Source organism: Pontibacter diazotrophicus (genome assembly GCF_003367245.1).
GTDB lineage: Bacteria > Bacteroidota > Bacteroidia > Cytophagales > Hymenobacteraceae > Pontibacter > Pontibacter diazotrophicus.
In genome coordinates this window covers 32,053-50,399 of the sequence record NZ_QRGR01000012.1, presented here as the reverse complement: position 1 = coordinate 50,399, position 18,347 = coordinate 32,053, and the positions used below count along the sequence as shown (strand labels likewise).

The following is an 18,347-nucleotide window of genomic DNA, read 5'->3' as shown; positions in this document are numbered from 1 at the left end:
GGTGTTAACTTTTGGACATTTCCATTGTGATTTTAAGTACCACCGCAGAAACCAGGATGTAAACCCCGATATCAAAAAGAAGAGTAGTACCTATTTTGCCTATAAGGGGCAATGCTGCCTTTGCCCAGACTCCTGTCAGAAAAGCCTCTCCTAAGAATAAAGGGAGGATTCCGGCGATAAGAGACAGCGACAAACCGACGGGTATGATATGAAGCGGTTCGATGACATACTGTTTCACAAGCACCCTGTCTTTGTCTTGCCGGGAATACCAGGGGATTAATCCCCGTAACCGGTATCCGATGTTGCGGATACTATACCCCAGATCAGATTCCTGCTCTTTTCGCCTGAGGGAATAAACGCGCTTCAGAAAAAGCTTCTCCTGCGTCTCTTTTGCCCCGTGTATGAGCACATGAAAGATGAATGGGATAACTAAAATGAGGCCGCCTATAAATCCACCGCCCGGGTGGTTGTGCCCCCTGATGAGTATATAAAAAGAGAAAAATATGAACAGCGGGAAAAACAGCCGAAGCGCTGCTGCAAGTATGATGGTTTTCATAGCTGGTCTCCTTTCTCTGGATATAGATTGAGCAGGGAGAAAATACCGAGGGCTGCAACAGCTAAAACCGTAATTTCTCCCAAGGTATCGAAAGCCCTGAAATCTACCAGGATCACGTTTACAATGTTTCTTCCTTTGGCTTCTAACCAACTGGCTTCCCCGTAATACGCTTTCAGTTCTGAATCCAGCGGAAACTGCCGGACCATGACCATGACATATGCCATAGTGGCACCAAAAACCGTCGATAAAGTAATAGATGCCAGGTTCGCCCTATATGTTTTGATTGTTCTGAGGGTAGGCAATTTGTGCAGCACCAACACAAAAAGCACGGCCGTTAGTGTCTCTATCAGAAACTGCGTTGCCGCCAGGTCCGGAGCACCAAAGAAGATGTAAGCCAGCGCAATGGCGTAACCGATCAAACTCATGGTGGTGATTGCAATTAACCTGGAGTTTGTTTGGCTCACGTAAATAGTCGCTGGCACCATAAGAATAAGCAGAATATATTCATATATCCTGATTTCACTGAAGGCTTTAATCCAGGTGTCGCGTGTAATAACGGCATAGAGGTTCTCCTGCAAGATAGCCCCGATCACCAGAAATATAAAAGTGATGATGATCGTAGCAACATAGTACCGCAGATAACCGGACTGCACAGAGCCAGTTAACCCTTTGGCACCACGTGCTGAAATGCGTTTGAAGAAATAATAGAGTTGCCCCGGCCCAATGTTATAGAGCCTTTCCAGGTGCACCGGCCAGGTAGTAAATACATTGGTGAAGACGTAAGCGACAATTCCCAGGAGAATGGTAAGTATGGTTAAGAGCAGAATTGGGTTGAATCCGTGCCAGAGCGCCAGTTCCAGCTGCCCTGCCTCAGCACCGGCTATAGAGACACCGGCTGCATTTAAGATAGGCGTAACGGTTAGGTTTGGGAGCAGCCCGAAGACCAGGCCGGCAATACCCAGCAGGAGGGGAGGAAGCCATAAACCGGGTTCTGGTGCATGCCCGATAGCTGTCGCTTCATGAGCTGACTTCCGGAAAAAGATGCCATACCCCAGGCGCATCGCCACGGCCACAAAAGCAATTCCTGAAAACACAATGCCGATTGTAAGCGGCATGGCATAGGATGGGGCTTCAAAGGCACCCTCATAGAGCAATTCTTTGCCAATAAACCCGAAGAATGGAATAATGCCTGCCATAGACAGCGACGATAGCACAGCGGCAGCGGCAAGCATCGGCATTCGCCTGCCCAGCAGGTGCAGTTTAGTTGTATCGCGGGTGCCGGTCGCGTGGTCAACAGTACCGGCTATCATGAACAGGGCACCTTTGTAAAGGGCGTGCGCAAGCAGAAAGACCATCATGGCCTCTAAGGCAAATGTAGAGCCGATACCAATTAAGGTGACCAGGCTGCCCAGGGCGCTGATGGTGGTATAGGCCAGAATGGCTTTCAGGTCGAGTTGCTGCAAGGCCAGGAAAGCGCCTACCACTGCCGTAGTGGCGCCTACTGCCATAATGGTATAGTTCCATACCTCGGTGCCGCCCAGCATAGGAGTGAAGCGCGCCAGCAGGTATACACCGGCTTTTACCATCGTAGCAGAGTGCAGGTAAGCACTAACCGGTGTGGGAGCCGCCATGGCATTGGGCAGCCAGACATGAAACGGGAATTGAGCTGATTTGGTGAATGCGCCTAGCATGATAAGCAGCACGACCGGAAGGTAAAAATCATGCGCAAGCAACTCCGGCCGTAGCTGCACTAACTCCGTTATGGCATAAGAATCCCCTGCTATACCTAGCAGGATCAAGCCGGCCATCAGGCAAAGACCACCTCCATTCGTGATCAGCAAAGCCTGTAAAGCAGATGCCCTTGCCACTTCGTACTTATGCTTGTAACTGATCAGCAGGTAAGAACTGATGCTGGTCAGCTCCCAGAAAACAAGCAGGCCCAGTATGTTGTTGGAGATCACGACCCCGATCATCGCCGTCATAAACAGGGTCAGGTAAAGGTAAAATCTCCCTAGTTGTTCATCTCCCTTCAGGTATGACCCGGCATAGCCCATTACAAGCACACCAAAGCTGGTAATCAGTAAGGCGAAAAACAAGCCCAGGCCATCCAGTAGAAACTGGAAGTTTACTCCCAGGGCAGGAACCCAACTATGTTCCTGCAAGACAGGTTGGCCCGCCAGTACGGGTGAAATGAAGGTGCAGAAGTAGGCAAACATGCCTAAGGGTAACAGCACCATAGGAACTGCGATGAACTTGCCTAGCAGGCGATGCAGTAAGGGTGCTAAGAAAGCGATGATTAACCCGGCAATTATGATGAATATCATTTATTAAGTAGGGTTTGTAAATTTAATTTGAATCTACCGTATGAGATAAACTGTACTTACCTGCTTACGCACATTTAGTTTCATAAAGAAATAATAGCAGCAGGTAATTAATGAAACTACACAGCAACAGATTAGTAACCTTATACTATGGAAAACCCTAATATACTGATGGTTGGGCTCGATATGACCCCGATGGACGACACACTTATCCGCTATACAGCCTATCTATGCAATAACCCCAATATTGAAAGCGTCTATTTTATACATGTAGAGAAAAGCCTGGAGATTCCGGATGAACTGCGAAAGGGGTTCCCCGAAGCAGCCCCGGCTGATGTACGGATTCGGAAGGCCCTTGAAGATAAAATAATGCCTTACTTCGCAGCTCTGCCAAATGTGCAAATTTCGGTGCTGGTAGAGGAGGGCTCTCCGCTGAAAGAACTTCTGCGTTGGACCAAAGAGAAGAAAGCCAACCTGGTGCTGGTGGGCCGCAAGCTGCGTCTGAGTGGTAGCGGTGTGCTGGCGCAGAAGCTTGTCCGCAGCGGCCGGACGGCTGTACTCTTTATTCCGGAGACTTCTGAACCGGTGCTGCGCCGGGTAGTCGTAAGCATCGACTTCTCTGAGTATAGCATCATGGCCCTGGAGCGGGTGCTGCATACCACCTTACTTCCACCTGATATACAAGTGGTTTGCCTGCATGTGTATGAGGTGCCAAGCGGCTACATTACCCTGGGTGAGAGCTTTGAGAAATTTGAGGAGCGTATGCGGGGCTTTGCACAGGAAAAATACAACCAACTTATACAACAATTCCCTGCGCTTCAAAAACGGGGAGAATTTAAGATGGTGCGCCGCGACAACGAGGACAATATTGGTGAACTCATTGTGATGGAAGCCAAGCGGGCGCATGCCGATATGCTGGTGATAGGGGCAAAAGGGAAAACAGCGGCTGCCTTGTTTATCCTGGGCAGTGTAACAGAAAAAGTACTGCGTTATGACACTGATATCCCGCTTACGATTTTCAGAAAGCCAAAAGAGGAAATGGGCTTCCTCGATGCCCTGCTCAGCAACGAATAAACTGGCTGCCTAAGGGGCATCTTCGGCCGGTATGGAAATTTCCCCTTTAGATGTTATTAGGATTAGTAAAACAGCGTTCTTCCGCTAAAGCTAACGCAGCGGAAGAACGCTGTTTTCGTGAGGTGAGGAGAAAATAGCATGCCTGCAGATTTTATACCACCACTTCTTTGGAGATGTAACGGGAGTTGAGAATACTCAGTGCTCCCATGTAGCGGAGGGAAAAACGCAAAATATCTCCGACTTTGTACTGCTGCGTGTTTTCCCCTAGTTCCACCACCAGCATGTCGGAACTGGCACCGATAACGCTGAGCTGCTCATGCTCCCAGTTTTTAGGAATCAGGAATTTTGGGTTTATATCAAGCAATCCGACATCCAGAATAGCCCTGTGCGAGGTTTTGCCAAAAAGGCTTTCATCCACCTCAAAGCTTTCGCCACTGGGATTTTCTGCCAGCATGCCACTGGGCATCATCGGCTTCTCCGTCAACTCAATAATTTCAGTTTCCAGCTCAAAAATATCGTCGTGCATGCCCTCAAAAGTCTCGCTTGTAAACAGGTTCAGGCCAAAGAACAGCGCTTCACCAATTCGGAAGTGGTTAATGCCACCAGGCAGTTGGTGGTTGAAGAGCAGCGGGATGGTGACGGACGTGCCACCAGATACCCAGGGAATTTCCTTGTCGAATTTTGCATCGATGATTTGCTTGTAAAGGCTAAGCTGAATAAGCTTATCTCTAGTGGGCATTACCCCATGCAGGCAATTAAAATTGGCGCCTAATCCTATCACGGATATACCGGGCAGCTCAAATACCTTTGCGTAGAAGTTCACCAGCTCATCGCCCATCACGCCCTCCCGCAGGTCACCCATTTCAATCATAATAATGATTTTATGGATCTTATTTTGGCGCAGAGCTTCCTCCGACAGCATCCGGATGGTATCCAGCTCCGTCTCGAAACTTACATCTGCATACTGTATAATATCTGGAATGCTTTTTTTAGGAGATGGTTTAATGTAAACGGTCTGCACATCGGGGGCCACATTTTTAATGGCTTTCAGATTGGTTACGCGGGAGTCATGGATTTCACGCACCCCAAGCGCAAGCACCTCTTTCAGGAAAATCTCTTCCCCGCAGAGCAGCTTCGTTACAACGCCCCAGTCAATGTTGTGTTCCTTAAAAACCTTGTCAAGGTGATTGTAATTATGTTTTAATTTATCGCGGTACAGCTTTAGGACTGCCATATTTATCTTAGTAATCTATACTCTAAATATTTATTTGTGAAGCCCATTTTCTCATACAGGTGGCGGGCCGGATTTTGCGGCTCCACGTGCAGGGCAATGCTTCCTGTGGTGTTATCGGCCGCCATTTGCACCAATCTTTTACCTACGCCTTTGCCGCGCTGGCTGCTGTGCACGGCTATATAAACCAATATATTCTCAGGTATAAACCCGCTCATACCTGTGTTGTTTAGTATTAAAGCACCCACTACGGCATCACCTTCACGCGCTACCATCACAGAACCACCTTTGCCTTCTGCTTCAGAAAGTGCATAATCTATGCATTTGGCAATGTCTTTCCGCTCGTCTCCATACTCATCAAGTTGATGAAAAAGGAAGTCTATTATCTCATCTTTGTCTAACCCTTGTGGGTTGGTCGGGGTGTAAATGTCGTAGCGGACACTGTTGTTTTCTGCCATGTTGTATTTTTGTTTTTATCGGGATATATAAAGGTCAGGGTGATATAAAGTATGAGAGAAGCTGTTAAGCCAAACAGGTTTGGGTCCAGGTTCAGCGGCAACCGGAACGTCAGGTTCAGCCACGGTATATGTACGATGCTGTGCGCTGAAAGTGTACGCTCCAACAGCTCTTGCAATTCAAACTCGCTCAGGCTTACCCAGGTGCTGCTCACTTCGGCCGGAAAATAAGGGTGCAACGATTGGGCAAGTCCTGTCAAATCAGTGTCGGGGGCAGAAAGCATGCTTACCTGCAGCACTACCGTGACCACGCCACCTATGAGCATGGCCCAGAAAGCAGCCACACTGCTGCGGCGTTTCCAGAACAAGGCGCCTAAAACAGGTACAAACAACCCTGACACCATAAAGGCATAAGAGTACAGCATCAGGTCGAGCACGTTTGTCATGGTGGTGGCCAGCCAGAGGGCAAAGGCACCAACTGCCAGGGTCACAATTTGGGAGAGGCGCAGCGTGGAAGGAGCGTCCGGGTCTATTTTCCAGAAGTGACTGATGACATCAGATACAATATTACCGGACGAGGCCATCAGGCAGCTGTCTGCCGTAGAAAGGATGGCCGAGAAGTAGGCTGAGAGCATCAGCCCCATCAACCCCACCGGCAGCACCGTACGCAGGAGCATCGGCAAACCTGTTTCGGGGTCTACCACGGCACCGGCGCCAAGGGCATCAAACATGCCTTGCTCAGCGGCTACACGCGCCAGTATACCCAGGCTCACACCCATAAACGCCATGATCGGCCACTCGAACAGGCCCGCCAGGTACCAGGCTCTTCTGGCGGTTTTAGCGTCGCGGCAGGCGTAAATGCGCTGGTACAGTGTCATGCCTACAAACCATATCGGGATGATGGTAATAGCCCAATTCACCAGTTGCTGCCAGGTAATGTTTGTCAGGCTAAGGAATTCGGGGGGCAGAGTCGTTCGAATGGCAGCCATGCTTCTGCTACTTTGGGCAGAAAGCCATTCCAGGTTAAAGAGTTGTGAGAAGCTGATTTGCTCCACGCCGCCACCCACGGCTAAAAAGGAGATGGGTATGCCGATAAAAACCAGCCCGCTCATGAGAATAGCCCATTGTACGGTATCGGTATAAATAACTGCTTTCATGCCACCCATCACGGTATACACCACCGCAATGATGCCCATAATCAGTAGGGCGGTGTTCAGGTCGAGGTTGATGAAGGTGCCGCTGGCCAGTTTAGCCCCAGCCAGAATCTGTGAACTGGTGAAGCCGGTATAGCCTATAGCGGAGATAATACCGGCCAGCAGTGCGACACGGGCGTTAAAGTAATAACCGAATATTTGCGGGAAGGTCAGGAACTTCGCAAAGGCCGGGTTATCCTTCACCTTCGGAATAAGGAAAACTGCTGCCAGCCAGGCACCTAACAATCCGGTAAAAAGCATCCAGGAGCCGGAAAGCCCCATTGCAAAGCCAAGACCACCTAAGCCAATCGAAAAACCACCGCCCACATCTGTCGCCACTACAGACAGGCCAATGTGCCCGCTGCTCATATTACGACCTCCTACATAGTAATCATCAGCCCCTTCGTTCTTTCTCAGGAAGTAAAATCCTACGCCTAGCATAGCCAGCATGTAAAGCACGAAAATGGTTAAGTCGATGTAGTGCATCTATTGGTAAAATATAATTCAGGTGAGAAATGAATGCTACTGGTATGCCTGAAGATACCCAGAAATGCCCTAAAGTCATTGTTTTTGCTGCTTTTGCTGCCTTGTACAAGTTATAGTATGGGTTTGGTGTGTTTGCTATAGTACAAATACATAAGTCTGGCAGTCAGCTTGCCGTTATGCTCAGGTTGAAGACATGAACGAAATATATTAGCTCAGTCCTATTAAGTCAGAAAAGCTAGGCCTCAACAATAGCGGAGGTGAAACGGAGATGGGGGAGTGGCTTCATACATAAAGTCATTGTTGACTTTCTGGCCAACTTGCACACACTACAGTGCCTCAAGGCCACTACACTTAAGGCAATATCACCTGAAGCTGATCAAAATTTAAATTTTATACTTATCTTTAGCCTTAAGGTGATGGGGTACCACCTTGAACCGCCTGCGCCCGCAGCACAGGCTGATGACTCCTACAGATTGGCATGGATTACATTGCCATTGTTGTATATTTGTCTTCAGCTGATTATGAAAAACCGCCCGTCATCTCAAAAATCTTTCTTAAAAAAGCTCCTGAGCAAGATGCTTTCTGCCGGTGAGCAGGCAACAGCCCTTTTATATACACTCAAGTGGCTGGTCATTTGCGTACTGGTGGGAGTGCTGGCAGGTTCTGCCTCTGCTTTTTTCCTGGTAGCACTGGATTGGGTAACAAATTACCGGGAGGCGAATACCTGGATCATCTGGCTGTTGCCCATTGGCGGTTTTGCAGTTGGCTTGCTTTACCACTACTATGCCGGTCGTGCGGCTAAAGGCAATAACCTGCTGCTGGAGGAGATTCACCGGCCCCGCAAAGTAATACCCTTCCGGATGGCGCCGCTGGTACTGCTGGGCACGCTGGTGACGCACCTTTTAGGAGGCTCTGCCGGACGGGAAGGCACGGCAGTACAAATGGGAGGGGCCATTGCCGACCAGTTTACTTTCCTGTTTCGCCTGCGCCCCCGAGATCGGAAAATACTGATCATTACAGGTATAAGCGCCGGTTTTGCCTCCCTGTTCGGAACACCTTTAGCGGGTGCCATTTTTGGGCTGGAGGTATTTATACTGGGCCGTCTGCGCTACGAAGCACTCTTGCCAAGCTTTCTTGCGGCTGTTATTGCAGATTATGTCTGCCTGGCCTGGGGTGTAGGTCATATGCATTTTACCATTCCTTTTGTACCTGAGATTAACGCAACGGGTATCGCTTCTGCCCTTGGAGCAGGAGCTGTATTTGGTATTGCTGGTATGGCCTTTGCGAAATCCACCCACTTTTTTACGCAGCAGTTTAAGCAACATGTCTCGTATTCACCCTTCCGTCCATTGCTGGGTGGGGCTGTTATTGCCATTGCTGTGTGGGGCATGGGCACCACCAAATACATTGGCTTGGGCATCCCGACGATTCTTCAGGCATTCGAAGTGGCTCAACCCTGGTATGCTTCCATTGTGAAAATTGTGCTGACAGCTTTCACACTTGGAGCCGGGTTTAAAGGGGGAGAGGTAACGCCGCTTTTCTTTACCGGCGCCACGCTGGGCAATGCTTTATCAGGCTTTATTCCGCTGCCCATGGCTCTGCTGGCGGGCATGGGCTTTGTTGCTGTGTTCTCCGGTGCCACTAACACCCCTCTTACCTGTACCATTATGGCTATTGAGTTGTTTGGAGCGGAAAGCAGCGTTTTTATGGCTTTAGCCTGCGTTACCGCATATCTTTTCTCCGGCCATTCCGGGGTATATGGATCACAGATCATCGGCACTCCCAAGCACCTCTTTTTCGGCCGCGAGAAAGGACAGGATATAGCGTCGGTGGCAGCCTCGCGCAAAAAGAGAGAGTAAAGCAGTCACAGATAAAACACACCCCCTACAAAACTTTCCTATTATTATCAGGTTAATCTTTTGATAGTCAGGGAACGAATTACCTCTACTCTGGCTTGATACGTATATAAGAATAGCGTATTTACTATTGTTCCAACACAGAGTCTCAGGTTATGGCACGAGTAAAATTCCTGATGCTGATTTTCTTTTCCCTTTGCCTGCTGCATTACCCGGTACAGGCCCAGGAGGAGCTGAATATAGACAGTGACACAGTCTTTTTCACTTCCAAGCGAAAGAAAATCAATATTCCCTTCGACCTGGTCCACAACCTCATCGTTATTCCTGTTCGCATCAATGGTTCTCAGCCGCTCAACTTCATCCTCGACTCCGGCGTAAAAAACACCCTCATTACCCATCTGTACCATGATGATTCCCTTGACCTGAAAGAGATAAATAAAATTACGATTCAAGGTTTAGGAGAGGGGCATTCTATAGAAGCCTATGAGTCTGATGGCAATGAGATGTTCATGCGTGGAATTAAAGGGATCAACCATCGTGTGTATGTGCTGTTAGAAGATGTGTTTGATCTTTCCAGTTATATGGGGATGCCGGTGCATGGAATAATTGGGTACGATATCTTCAAAAACTTTATTGTAAAAATAAACTATAGCAATAAAAACCTGACCCTTTACCGTCCGGACGCTACGCTAAAGAAAAAGCGGAAAGCGGAAGAATATCCCTTACACATAGAAGGAACAAAAGCATATGTGCACGGTAATGTGCGGCAGCATAACGGCGATACAATAAAAGTTAAGCTCGTCATTGATACAGGAGCAAGCCATAGCCTGTCTCTTTATCTGCCTTCCGATGGACGCCTGACACTGCCTCCTAAAGTAATGAAAGCGTATTTAGGCAGAGGGCTCAGTGGTGACCTGCATGGCCAGATAGGCAGGCTTGAAGCTTTTGCACTTGGGAAGTATGAGCTGGAAGATCTGCCTGCTTCTTACCCTGATGCGGAGTCAATCAAACTCGCTATTAATATGGGTGGCCGGAACGGAAACCTGGGCTCAGACGTACTCTCCCGATTTACAGTTATTTTTGATTACCCGCACAGTCGCCTCACGCTTATTCCTAACCACAGGTTTAAGGAACCATTCAATTACAACATGGCTGGTTTTGAAGTGGTAACGCCTTTGCCAGGTACCAACTTTTACGTAATTTCCAATGTAATAGAAGATTCTCCTGCCAAACTCTTAGGGCTTGAGCCGGGAGATCAGCTGCTGAACGTTAATGGGCGTAAATGCCATGAACTGATGTTGCCAGAGCTGCTTGAAATCTTGAAAAGCAAGCCTGGTCGTACCCTCCGCCTGCGGCTGAAGCGCCAACAGGAAATACTGGATGTAGACTTGGTGTTGCAAAGCCGTATCTAACTTTTCTCAGTTAACTTTATTTGCACCTGCAGCCTGCACATCCAGGTAAACCTGCAGCGCCAGTAGTAAAATGGCAAATACAATCAGAAAGATGGCGGTGTAATATCTCGCCTTTGGAACAGGCTTTACATAAGTTTTTCCTTTTTCATCCGTTGCCGAAAATCGCAGGTCCGACAGGATAAGACCATTTCCAAAGCTCAACCAGATAGCTGCTGTCAGGGCTTCGCGGGTCATGAAAAGTGATACCATACCTATAGCAGAAAAGAGGATGCCGGCGATAACCCAAATGGAAAGTTTTCTCATGTAATGCAAGCACGTTTATGGCTGCAGAGAAGCAGCAAATAAAGCGGCAAGATAGCGCATTTACCTTAAAATTCTGTTTTGAACCTACTCCTGACTTAGATTGTCTTCCCATTAGCGGTTCCTAAACCTGCTGCCCAAAGGTATAGTAACCCTATTTTTCCTGATATGTAAATATTATTGCTCTAAAATTTTGCAATAATAAAAATATTGTGAAACATTTGCCCTGTTCATTTGGGTATAAGTAGTGTGCTCAATTTTAAACGATTAATTAAGTCAATGCAAAAAAAGGCGTTTTTATCATCCAATTTGATAAAACACTCTTCAAACCAGAAGTGTGCGACTTTTTCTGTCCTACCCATAAGGGCAGTTTTATCATCCTCCATCTCCGTAGTCCGCTACAGGCCCTAGGCCGGCGTGCTTACCGACTACCTATGTGGTAGTCATATTTTCATTCATTTCCCGAATAGCTAAAGACACCAGGCACAGAAACGCTTGCCGGTCAGGGCTACTGCTATCCATTTTTTTATTTATTTTCTATACGCTCTGCTAAGCACAGCAAGGGCATATTATTTTCTAAAAAGATGAATCAATCAGTATTCATTGTTACCGTTGCCGGAGAGCAACACATTGTCCATGCACTGCAGATATGCCAGGAAATGGAGGAATCGGCGAAAGCCAGGGGAACAGGCATCGCCAAACGATCCCCCGATTACATCGCACAGAAAATGCAGGAAGGCAAGGCGGTCATCGCGCTGCACCAGGATGGATCCTGGGCCGGGTTCTGCTATATAGAAACCTGGGGCCACGGTAAATATGTGGCGAATTCCGGGCTTATTGTATCGCCGGAGCTGCGCAAGAGTGGCCTTGCCCGTCAAATCAAGCAAAAGATATTCGAGTTATCGCGCACCAAATACCCGGACTCGAAGATCTTTGGTTTGACCACTGCCTTGCCTGTCATGCGCATCAACTCCAGTCTTGGATATAAACCAGTTACTTTTTCTGAACTCACCGATGACGAGGAGTTCTGGAAGGGCTGCCGCAGCTGTGTGAACTTTGAGATTCTGCAGAGTAAGAACCGCACGAACTGCCTTTGCACAGCCATGCTCTATGATCCTGAAAAAGAAGAAAGTTACATGGCCCTGCCAGTAGTAGAGAAGCAGCCACAGCCAAAAGCGAACAGCGCGCAGGAGCGTTGGATGCGCCACCGCCAGCGCCCAAACCAACAACCTGAGAACGCTAACAAAGTATCGGCAGCTTAATTTATCCTTAATCTGAAAAAACAAACAGAATGAAAAAAGTAGTTTTAGCCTTTAGTGGCGGATTAGATACCTCTTATTGTGCCATTTACCTGGCCCAGGAACTGGGTCTGGAAGTATACACTGCCATTGTAGACACCGGTGGTTTTTCTGCGGAAGAGCTGGAAGATATTGAGCGCCGTGCTTATGCCATGGGCTCTAAAAAGCACACGCACCTGAACGAAACAGAAAACTTCTATAACAGCTGTATCCGATACCTGGTATTCGGCAATGTGCTCAAGAACAATGTATATCCGCTGTCGGTGAGTGCAGAGCGTGTAACGCAGGCGCTGGCTATCGCTAACTATGCTAAGACGATTGGTGCTGATTATGTAGCCCATGGCAGCACCGGCGCCGGAAACGACCAGGTGCGCTTTGACATGATTTTCCAGGCCATCATACCGGAGGTAGAGATCATCACGCCTATCCGTGACAAAAAGCTATCCCGCGAGGAGGAAATAGAATACCTGAAGAAGAACGGCGTAGAGATGGATTTCCAAAAGGCGCAGTACTCCATAAACAAAGGTATCTGGGGAACTTCGGTGGGAGGGAAAGAAACGTTGACATCTCATTTGCCATTACCAGAGGAAGCCTACCCGACACCACTCAGCAAGCAGGAGCCGGAGCGTGTAACCCTGCATTTTAAGAGAGGCGAATTAACTGGCGTTAACGACCAGACGTTTGAGCATCCGGTGCAGGCCATACAACACCTGCAGGAATTGGCGGCGCCTTTTGCTATTGGCCGCGACATCCACGTGGGCGATACCATCATCGGCATTAAGGGACGTGTAGGCTTTGAGGCAGCCGCTCCGATGGTTATCATCAAAGCGCACCATACCCTGGAGAAGCACGTGCTCACAAAATGGCAACTATACTGGAAAGATCAGCTGTCGGTGTGGTATGGCAATTGGCTGCACGAGGGGCAACTGCTGGACCCAACCATGCGCGACATAGAGGCTTTCCTGGAGAGCACACAGCAAAACGTGACAGGCAAGGTGCATGTACTGCTGGCGCCTTACCGCTTACAGGTAGAGGGCATCGAGAGTGCGCACGACCTGATGAGCAACAAGTTCGGTACCTATGGCGAAATGAACCGCGCCTGGACATCGGACGATGTGAAAGGCTTTGCGAAGATTTTCGGCAACCAGACCAAAATGTACCATAGCATCAACAGCGAAGCGGCATGGGCGACGGAATAAGTATGAAAGCAGGTATTGTTGGCGGCGCAGGCTATACCGGAGGAGAATTACTGCGCCTCCTGGTACACCACCCAAACGTAGATATTGTCTTTGTACACAGCAACAGCCAGGCGGGCAAGCCGGTGTATGCGGTGCATAAAGACTTGCTAGGAGATACCGAGCTTTCCTTTACCGATACCCTACAGGCGGACGTGGATGTACTATTCCTGTGTGTGGGACATGGCGAAGCGAAAAAGTTTGTAGAAGCCAGTGACCTGCCGCAGCATATCAAAGTAATAGACCTGAGCCAGGATTTCCGCTGGAATGAAAGTATAACAGAAGCCACCGTTAGTGGTGCAGGTCGTACTTTTGTATACGGCTTGCCTGAGCTGCAGCGTAATGCCATCAAGGAAGCAGAGAACATCGCAAACCCCGGCTGTTTTGCTACTGCCATACAACTGGCCCTGCTTCCTTTGGCGGCAGAAAAGCTACTGACGGAAGCCGTGCACGTAAGCGGCATTACAGGTAGCACCGGTGCCGGCCAGAGTCTGAGTGCCACCTCACATTACAGCTGGCGCAGTAGCAACATTTCAAACTATAAGGTACTGAACCATCAGCACCTGCACGAGTTGCGCCGTACATTACAAGGGCTCCAGCAAGAGAAACTGCCGGAGATAAACTTTGTGCCTTACCGGGGACCGTTTACACGCGGCATTCTGTGTACTTCCTATCTACGCAGCAGCCTGAGCCAGAGCGAAGCCACAGCTTTGTACGAAGCCTACTATAAGGAGCACCCATTTGTCAGCATCAGCTCTACTACACCGGACCTGAAGCAGGTGGTGAATACGAACAAATGCCTGCTATACATTGAGAAGCAGGGCGACAACCTGGTCATCACCAGCATGATTGACAATCTCCTGAAAGGAGCATCGGGCCAGGCGGTACAAAACATGAACCTGCTGTTCGGCCTGAATGAAAGGGCGGGACTGAACCTGAAAGCCTCTGCTTTTTAAATCGAGTAACAATAAACGATTAACACATAACGACACAAGCCATGTACATCAAGTACTTCCTCTATTGTTTAACCTCTTACCTCTAACTTCATCTCTATGAATTTATTCGACGTTTATCCGCTCTTCGATATAACACCTGTAAAAGCACAAGGCGCCTATCTTTGGGACGAGCACGGCAGACGCTACCTCGACCTTTACGGCGGCCACGCAGTTATCTCCATCGGTCACAGCCATCCGCATTATATAAAGCGCATGGCACGCCAACTGTACAACATCGGCTTTTATTCAAACTCTGTGCAAATGCCCCTTCAGCAGGAACTTGCAGAGAAGTTAGGAAGGCTGAGTGGCTACGAGGACTATAACCTGTTCCTGTGCAGTTCCGGTGCTGAGGCTAATGAGAATGCCCTGAAGCTTGCCTCCTTCCATACAGGTCGTAGAAAGGTGCTGGCGTTTAAAGGAGCTTTCCATGGCCGTACCTCTGCTGCCGTGGCTGTAACAGATAACCCTGCTATACAGGCGCCTATAAACGAAACGGAAAACGTCGTATTTGTTCCTTTAAATGATACGGAAGCCTTCAACTATGCCCTTGAGGTGCATGGGCCGGAGCTGGCTGCAGTCATCGTAGAGGGTATACAGGGAGTTGGCGGTGTACGTGCGCCGGAAGGAGCTTTTCTGAAGGAAGTAGCCGCGGGCTGTGAGCGCGTAGGAGCGTTGTTGATTCTGGATGAGGTGCAGACAGGATACGGCCGCACAGGCAAGTTCTTTGCCCACCAGTACACAGACGTAAAGCCTGATTTGATAACAGTTGCCAAGGGAATGGGAAATGGATTTCCGGTGGCGGGAGTGTTGATTAACCCGGGAATTAAAGCGAAGCATGGCATGCTGGGCACCACCTTTGGTGGGAATTACCTGGCCTGCGTGGCTGCGCTGGCGGTGCTGGAAGTGATAGAGGAGGAGAAACTACTGGATAACGCGCAGCGCATCGGTAAGAGGTTGATAGAAGCCCTTCGTCAGTTTCCGGGCGTGCGCGAAGTGCGTGGTGAAGGGTTGATGATTGGTGTGGATCTGGAGGAGCCCTGTGCACCTATCCGGAAGCAACTGTTGACGGAGTACGGCATTTTTACCGGGTCTTCCTCAGACAAAAACACGCTGCGCCTCCTGCCGCCACTGTGCATCGGCGCCCGTGAAGTAGACACTTTCCTGTCTGCTTTCGAATCTGTTCTTCACACTTCTACGATACAAGCCAACTAATGAAAAAATTTACTTCTGTGCAGGATGTAGCTGATCTGAAAGATTTACTACAGGAAGCACAGCAACTGAAGCAAAATCCTTATCAGCATAAAGAACTGGGGCAGAACAAGACCCTTGGACTGCTCTTCCTGAACCCAAGCCTGCGCACCCGCATGAGCACCCATATAGCTGGTGCCAACCTGGGCATGAACGTCATGGTGATGAACCTCGACAAAGAAGGCTGGGCGCTGGAGACGCAGGACGGGGCTGTGATGAACGGCAGCACCGTCGAGCATATTAAAGAAGCAGCGGCTGTGCTGGGGCAGTATTGCGACATCATCGGTATACGTTCTTTTCCAAAGCTGCAGAACCGGGAGGAGGATTACAATGAAGACCTGCTACACAAGTTCATTTCTTATTGCAAAGTGCCGGTAGTGAGCCTGGAGTCAGCAACGCGCCACCCGCTGCAAAGCTTTGCCGATTTGCTGACCATTACAGAAAATACACCAGCAGGCAAACGCCCTAAAGTTGTCCTGACATGGGCGCCGCATGTAAAAGCAATTCCACAGTGCGTGGCCAACTCTTTTTCCGAATGGATGGGACAGGCAGATGTAGACCTTGTCATCACACACCCGGAGGGGTATGAATTGGCAGACGAATTCACTCAAAACGCGCAGGTAACGACAAACCAGCAGGAAGCGCTACAGGATGCAGATTTCGTTTACGTTAAAAGCTGGTCGAGCTATACTGATTATGGCAAAGTGCTGACGGATGGCGAAGGTTGGATGATGACTAATGAAAAGTTGGAAGGAACCAACAACGCTAAAGTGATGCATTGCCTGCCGGTGCGCCGCAACGTGGAGCTCAGCGACGAAATACTGGACGGGCCAAACTCTTTAGTGCTGGAGCAGGCAAACAACCGCACCTACGCTGCGCAAACAGTTCTGAAGCGCCTGCTGGAAGGATTAAAATAAATAATAGTCCCTCACACCTCACACTTTCCCGAATCATTGCGGGGGATCTGTGTGTGTCTTATCTGCTACGAAGCAAACAACCTATGAAAGAGCTAAACATCATCAAAATTGGTGGCAACATACTGGACAAACCGACGCAGCTGCACCGCTTTCTAAGCGATTTTGCGTCATTTCCCGGTGCTAAAATACTGGTGCATGGTGGCGGTAAGATTGCCTCTACCATAGGCCAGCGGCTTGGCATCATACCAAAATATCATGAGGGCCGCCGGATTACGGATTCGGAGACACTGGATTTAGTGACGATGGTTTATGGCGGACTGATAAACAAGCAGGTAGTGGCGCAACTGCAGGCATTAAGCTGTAATGCTATCGGCTTGACCGGAGCCGATGCCAATACCATTCTCGCTTCTAAAAGGCCTGTGCGGGAGGTGGATTATGGCTTTGCTGGTGATGTGGCAGGTAACAGAAGCATCAATGTGGAGGTACTGCATGGGCTGTTGACGTTAGGTATTACGCCTGTCTTTGCCCCCCTGACACATGATGGTGATGGCAGCCTTTTAAATACCAATGCCGATACCATCGCCTCCATGCTGGCAACCGCTTTGGCCTCCCTTTACCAGGTGAAGCTAACGTATTGCTTTGAGAAAAAGGGGGTGTTGCAGGACCCTACCGACGATACCTCTGTGATTTCACATATAAATCAGGCCAGATTTATTGAGCTGAAAGATACAGGCGTGGTTTCAGAGGGAATGATACCTAAACTGGATAATGCCTTCGCTGCACTGGGCCAGGGAGTGAAAGCCGTGCAGATTGGAGATGCTGCCGAAATTAATGATATTGTGGCAGGCGGAAAGGCAGGAACACTGCTTACGCTTTAGCTTTTTATTAGGGCATAAAACCCTAATGCATCCTTAAAAAGACCATCATGAGTTCAGAAGTAAAGAAAGTAGCCATACTTGGCGGAGGCAATATGGGAATTGCGCTGGCCAAAGGCATGGTGGCATCCGGCAAATACCAGCCTGCTGCTATTACCCTGACCCGCCGGAACCTGCGGGCGCTTGAAAGTTTAGAAAAAGAGGGTTACCAGGTAACCAGCGATAATGCGCGTGCGGTGGAAGAGGCCGACATCATCATCCTGAGCATGTTGCCACAGCAACTTGATTTTGTGTTAGACTCCGTGGCGGAAAAAGTTGATGTGCAGCGCCATCTCTTTATTTCCATCGTAACCGGCGTGATGGTAACAGACATTGTGGAGCGGGTAGGAAAAATGGGCCTGCAGGTGATTCGCGCCATGCCGAATACGGCTATTGCCATACGCGAATCCATGACGTGCATCGCGGGCAATAAAGCCTCTGAAGAAAACCTGAACCTGGTAAGGGATATTTTTGATGCGGTGGGAGATACTGTGGAGATTGAGGAGGAACTGATGACTTCAGCTACAGCCCTTTGTGCCTGTGGCATTGCCTTCTTCCTGCGCTCTATTCGGGCTGCCACCCAGGGAGGCACAGAAATCGGTTTTCATGCGGCAGATGCGCTCCGTATGGCTGCCCAGACAGCAAAAGGCGCAGCCTCTCTGCTACTGCATTTCCAGAGTCACCCTGAAAACGAAATAGACAAAGTAACATCTCCGAAAGGCTGTACCATTGCCGGCTTAAACGAAATGGAGCACAACGGTTTCAGCTCTGCTTTGATAAAAGGCATTAAAACCTCCTCTCTTAAAGCCGAACAGCTTTATCATAAAGAAAAGTAACATCATACTGATATCACCCA

16 protein-coding genes and 1 riboswitch are annotated in these 18,347 nt (G+C 49.0%); of the genes, 10 read left to right on the top strand and 6 right to left on the bottom strand.

Annotation, left to right across the window (positions count from 1 at the left end):
* Positions 1–4: 4 nt before the first annotated feature.
* The gene (locus DXT99_RS27035; protein ID WP_181885117.1) at positions 5–556 is read right to left on the bottom strand and encodes an MnhB domain-containing protein; all 552 of its coding nucleotides are present in this window, start codon (positions 554–556) and stop codon (positions 5–7) included.
* Positions 553–2,880, bottom strand: coding sequence for a hydrogen gas-evolving membrane-bound hydrogenase subunit E (gene mbhE, locus DXT99_RS12440; protein ID WP_115565885.1), 2,328 nt, complete (start codon positions 2,878–2,880; stop codon positions 553–555). The genes DXT99_RS27035 and mbhE overlap by 4 nt, the downstream gene beginning before the upstream one ends.
* Before the next feature lie 147 nt (positions 2,881–3,027).
* Here mbhE and DXT99_RS12435 point away from each other — a divergent pair, with 147 nt between their 5' ends.
* A complete protein-coding gene (locus DXT99_RS12435; protein ID WP_115565884.1) occupies positions 3,028–3,951 on the top strand; it encodes a universal stress protein in 924 nt (307 codons plus the stop codon).
* A gap of 151 nt (positions 3,952–4,102) precedes the next feature.
* Here the strand turns inward: DXT99_RS12435 and DXT99_RS12430 are convergent, their stop codons facing one another.
* From DXT99_RS12430 to DXT99_RS12420, 3 genes are read right to left on the bottom strand one after another with little or no spacing between them, the layout of a single operon-like run.
* Positions 4,103–5,185 (bottom strand): alanine racemase, encoded by a 1,083-nt coding sequence (locus DXT99_RS12430; RefSeq protein ID WP_115565883.1) that lies wholly within the window; start codon positions 5,183–5,185, stop codon positions 4,103–4,105.
* A gap of 2 nt (positions 5,186–5,187) precedes the next feature.
* The gene (locus DXT99_RS12425) at positions 5,188–5,640 is read right to left on the bottom strand and encodes a GNAT family N-acetyltransferase (protein WP_115565882.1); all 453 of its coding nucleotides are present in this window, start codon (positions 5,638–5,640) and stop codon (positions 5,188–5,190) included.
* Positions 5,580–7,316: a sodium:solute symporter family protein gene (locus tag DXT99_RS12420; RefSeq protein ID WP_115565881.1), complete on the bottom strand. Its 1,737-nt coding sequence runs from the start codon at positions 7,314–7,316 to the stop codon at positions 5,580–5,582. Before DXT99_RS12420 ends, DXT99_RS12425 begins: the two co-directional genes overlap by 61 nt.
* Before the next feature lie 403 nt (positions 7,317–7,719).
* Positions 7,720–7,792, top strand: a riboswitch (Fluoride riboswitch).
* 45 nt (positions 7,793–7,837) lie between these two features.
* Here DXT99_RS12420 and DXT99_RS12415 point away from each other — a divergent pair.
* The gene (locus tag DXT99_RS12415) at positions 7,838–9,175 is read left to right on the top strand and encodes a voltage-gated chloride channel family protein (RefSeq protein ID WP_394851327.1); all 1,338 of its coding nucleotides are present in this window, start codon (positions 7,838–7,840) and stop codon (positions 9,173–9,175) included.
* A gap of 152 nt (positions 9,176–9,327) precedes the next feature.
* Complete coding sequence (locus tag DXT99_RS12410; protein ID WP_246000687.1) at positions 9,328–10,584, top strand: aspartyl protease family protein; 1,257 nt, start codon at positions 9,328–9,330, stop codon at positions 10,582–10,584.
* A 6-nt stretch (positions 10,585–10,590) separates the two neighbouring features.
* Here DXT99_RS12410 and DXT99_RS12405 read toward each other — a convergent pair whose 3' ends face one another.
* Complete coding sequence (locus tag DXT99_RS12405; protein ID WP_115565880.1) at positions 10,591–10,887, bottom strand: hypothetical protein; 297 nt, start codon at positions 10,885–10,887, stop codon at positions 10,591–10,593.
* A 581-nt stretch (positions 10,888–11,468) separates the two neighbouring features.
* Between DXT99_RS12405 and DXT99_RS12400 the strand changes: the two genes are divergently transcribed.
* From DXT99_RS12400 to proC, 7 genes are all read left to right on the top strand, one after another.
* A complete protein-coding gene (locus DXT99_RS12400; RefSeq protein WP_115565879.1) occupies positions 11,469–12,146 on the top strand; it encodes a GNAT family N-acetyltransferase in 678 nt (225 codons plus the stop codon).
* 29 nt (positions 12,147–12,175) lie between these two features.
* Positions 12,176–13,381 (top strand): argininosuccinate synthase, encoded by a 1,206-nt coding sequence (locus DXT99_RS12395; RefSeq protein ID WP_115565878.1) that lies wholly within the window; start codon positions 12,176–12,178, stop codon positions 13,379–13,381.
* A complete protein-coding gene (gene argC, locus DXT99_RS12390) occupies positions 13,366–14,373 on the top strand; it encodes an N-acetyl-gamma-glutamyl-phosphate reductase (RefSeq protein WP_115565877.1) in 1,008 nt (335 codons plus the stop codon). Before DXT99_RS12395 ends, argC begins: the two co-directional genes overlap by 16 nt.
* A 96-nt stretch (positions 14,374–14,469) precedes the next feature.
* A complete protein-coding gene (locus tag DXT99_RS12385; protein WP_115565876.1) occupies positions 14,470–15,624 on the top strand; it encodes an aspartate aminotransferase family protein in 1,155 nt (384 codons plus the stop codon).
* A complete protein-coding gene (locus DXT99_RS12380) occupies positions 15,624–16,577 on the top strand; it encodes a Rossmann-fold NAD(P)-binding domain-containing protein (RefSeq protein ID WP_115565875.1) in 954 nt (317 codons plus the stop codon). Before DXT99_RS12385 ends, DXT99_RS12380 begins: the two co-directional genes overlap by 1 nt.
* A gap of 83 nt (positions 16,578–16,660) precedes the next feature.
* Positions 16,661–17,455, top strand: a complete 795-nt coding sequence (argB, locus tag DXT99_RS12375; RefSeq protein ID WP_115565874.1) for an acetylglutamate kinase — start codon at positions 16,661–16,663, stop codon at positions 17,453–17,455.
* A 47-nt stretch (positions 17,456–17,502) separates the two neighbouring features.
* Positions 17,503–18,327, top strand: a complete 825-nt coding sequence (proC, locus tag DXT99_RS12370; protein WP_115565873.1) for a pyrroline-5-carboxylate reductase — start codon at positions 17,503–17,505, stop codon at positions 18,325–18,327.
* Positions 18,328–18,347 lie beyond the last annotated feature (20 nt).

Bases quoted from the DNA above. Each gene is read 5' to 3' on its own strand.
- DXT99_RS12410 (WP_246000687.1), top strand. From the start codon at position 9,328: ATGGCACGAGTAAAATTCCTGATGCTGATTTTCTTTTCCCTTTGCCTG.
- DXT99_RS12435 (WP_115565884.1), top strand. From the start codon at position 3,028: ATGGAAAACCCTAATATACTGATGGTTGGGCTCGATATGACCCCGATG.
- argC (WP_115565877.1), top strand. From the start codon at position 13,366: ATGGGCGACGGAATAAGTATGAAAGCAGGTATTGTTGGCGGCGCAGGC.
- DXT99_RS12380 (WP_115565875.1), top strand. From the start codon at position 15,624: ATGAAAAAATTTACTTCTGTGCAGGATGTAGCTGATCTGAAAGATTTA.
- DXT99_RS12425 (WP_115565882.1), bottom strand. From the start codon at position 5,640: ATGGCAGAAAACAACAGTGTCCGCTACGACATTTACACCCCGACCAAC.
- mbhE (WP_115565885.1), bottom strand. From the start codon at position 2,880: ATGATATTCATCATAATTGCCGGGTTAATCATCGCTTTCTTAGCACCC.
- argB (WP_115565874.1), top strand. From the start codon at position 16,661: ATGAAAGAGCTAAACATCATCAAAATTGGTGGCAACATACTGGACAAA.
- DXT99_RS12395 (WP_115565878.1), top strand. From the start codon at position 12,176: ATGAAAAAAGTAGTTTTAGCCTTTAGTGGCGGATTAGATACCTCTTAT.
- proC (WP_115565873.1), top strand. From the start codon at position 17,503: ATGAGTTCAGAAGTAAAGAAAGTAGCCATACTTGGCGGAGGCAATATG.
- DXT99_RS12385 (WP_115565876.1), top strand. From the start codon at position 14,470: ATGAATTTATTCGACGTTTATCCGCTCTTCGATATAACACCTGTAAAA.
- DXT99_RS12415 (WP_394851327.1), top strand. From the start codon at position 7,838: ATGAAAAACCGCCCGTCATCTCAAAAATCTTTCTTAAAAAAGCTCCTG.
- DXT99_RS12405 (WP_115565880.1), bottom strand. From the start codon at position 10,887: ATGAGAAAACTTTCCATTTGGGTTATCGCCGGCATCCTCTTTTCTGCT.
- DXT99_RS12420 (WP_115565881.1), bottom strand. From the start codon at position 7,316: ATGCACTACATCGACTTAACCATTTTCGTGCTTTACATGCTGGCTATG.
- DXT99_RS12400 (WP_115565879.1), top strand. From the start codon at position 11,469: ATGAATCAATCAGTATTCATTGTTACCGTTGCCGGAGAGCAACACATT.
- DXT99_RS12430 (WP_115565883.1), bottom strand. From the start codon at position 5,185: ATGGCAGTCCTAAAGCTGTACCGCGATAAATTAAAACATAATTACAAT.
- DXT99_RS27035 (WP_181885117.1), bottom strand. From the start codon at position 556: ATGAAAACCATCATACTTGCAGCAGCGCTTCGGCTGTTTTTCCCGCTG.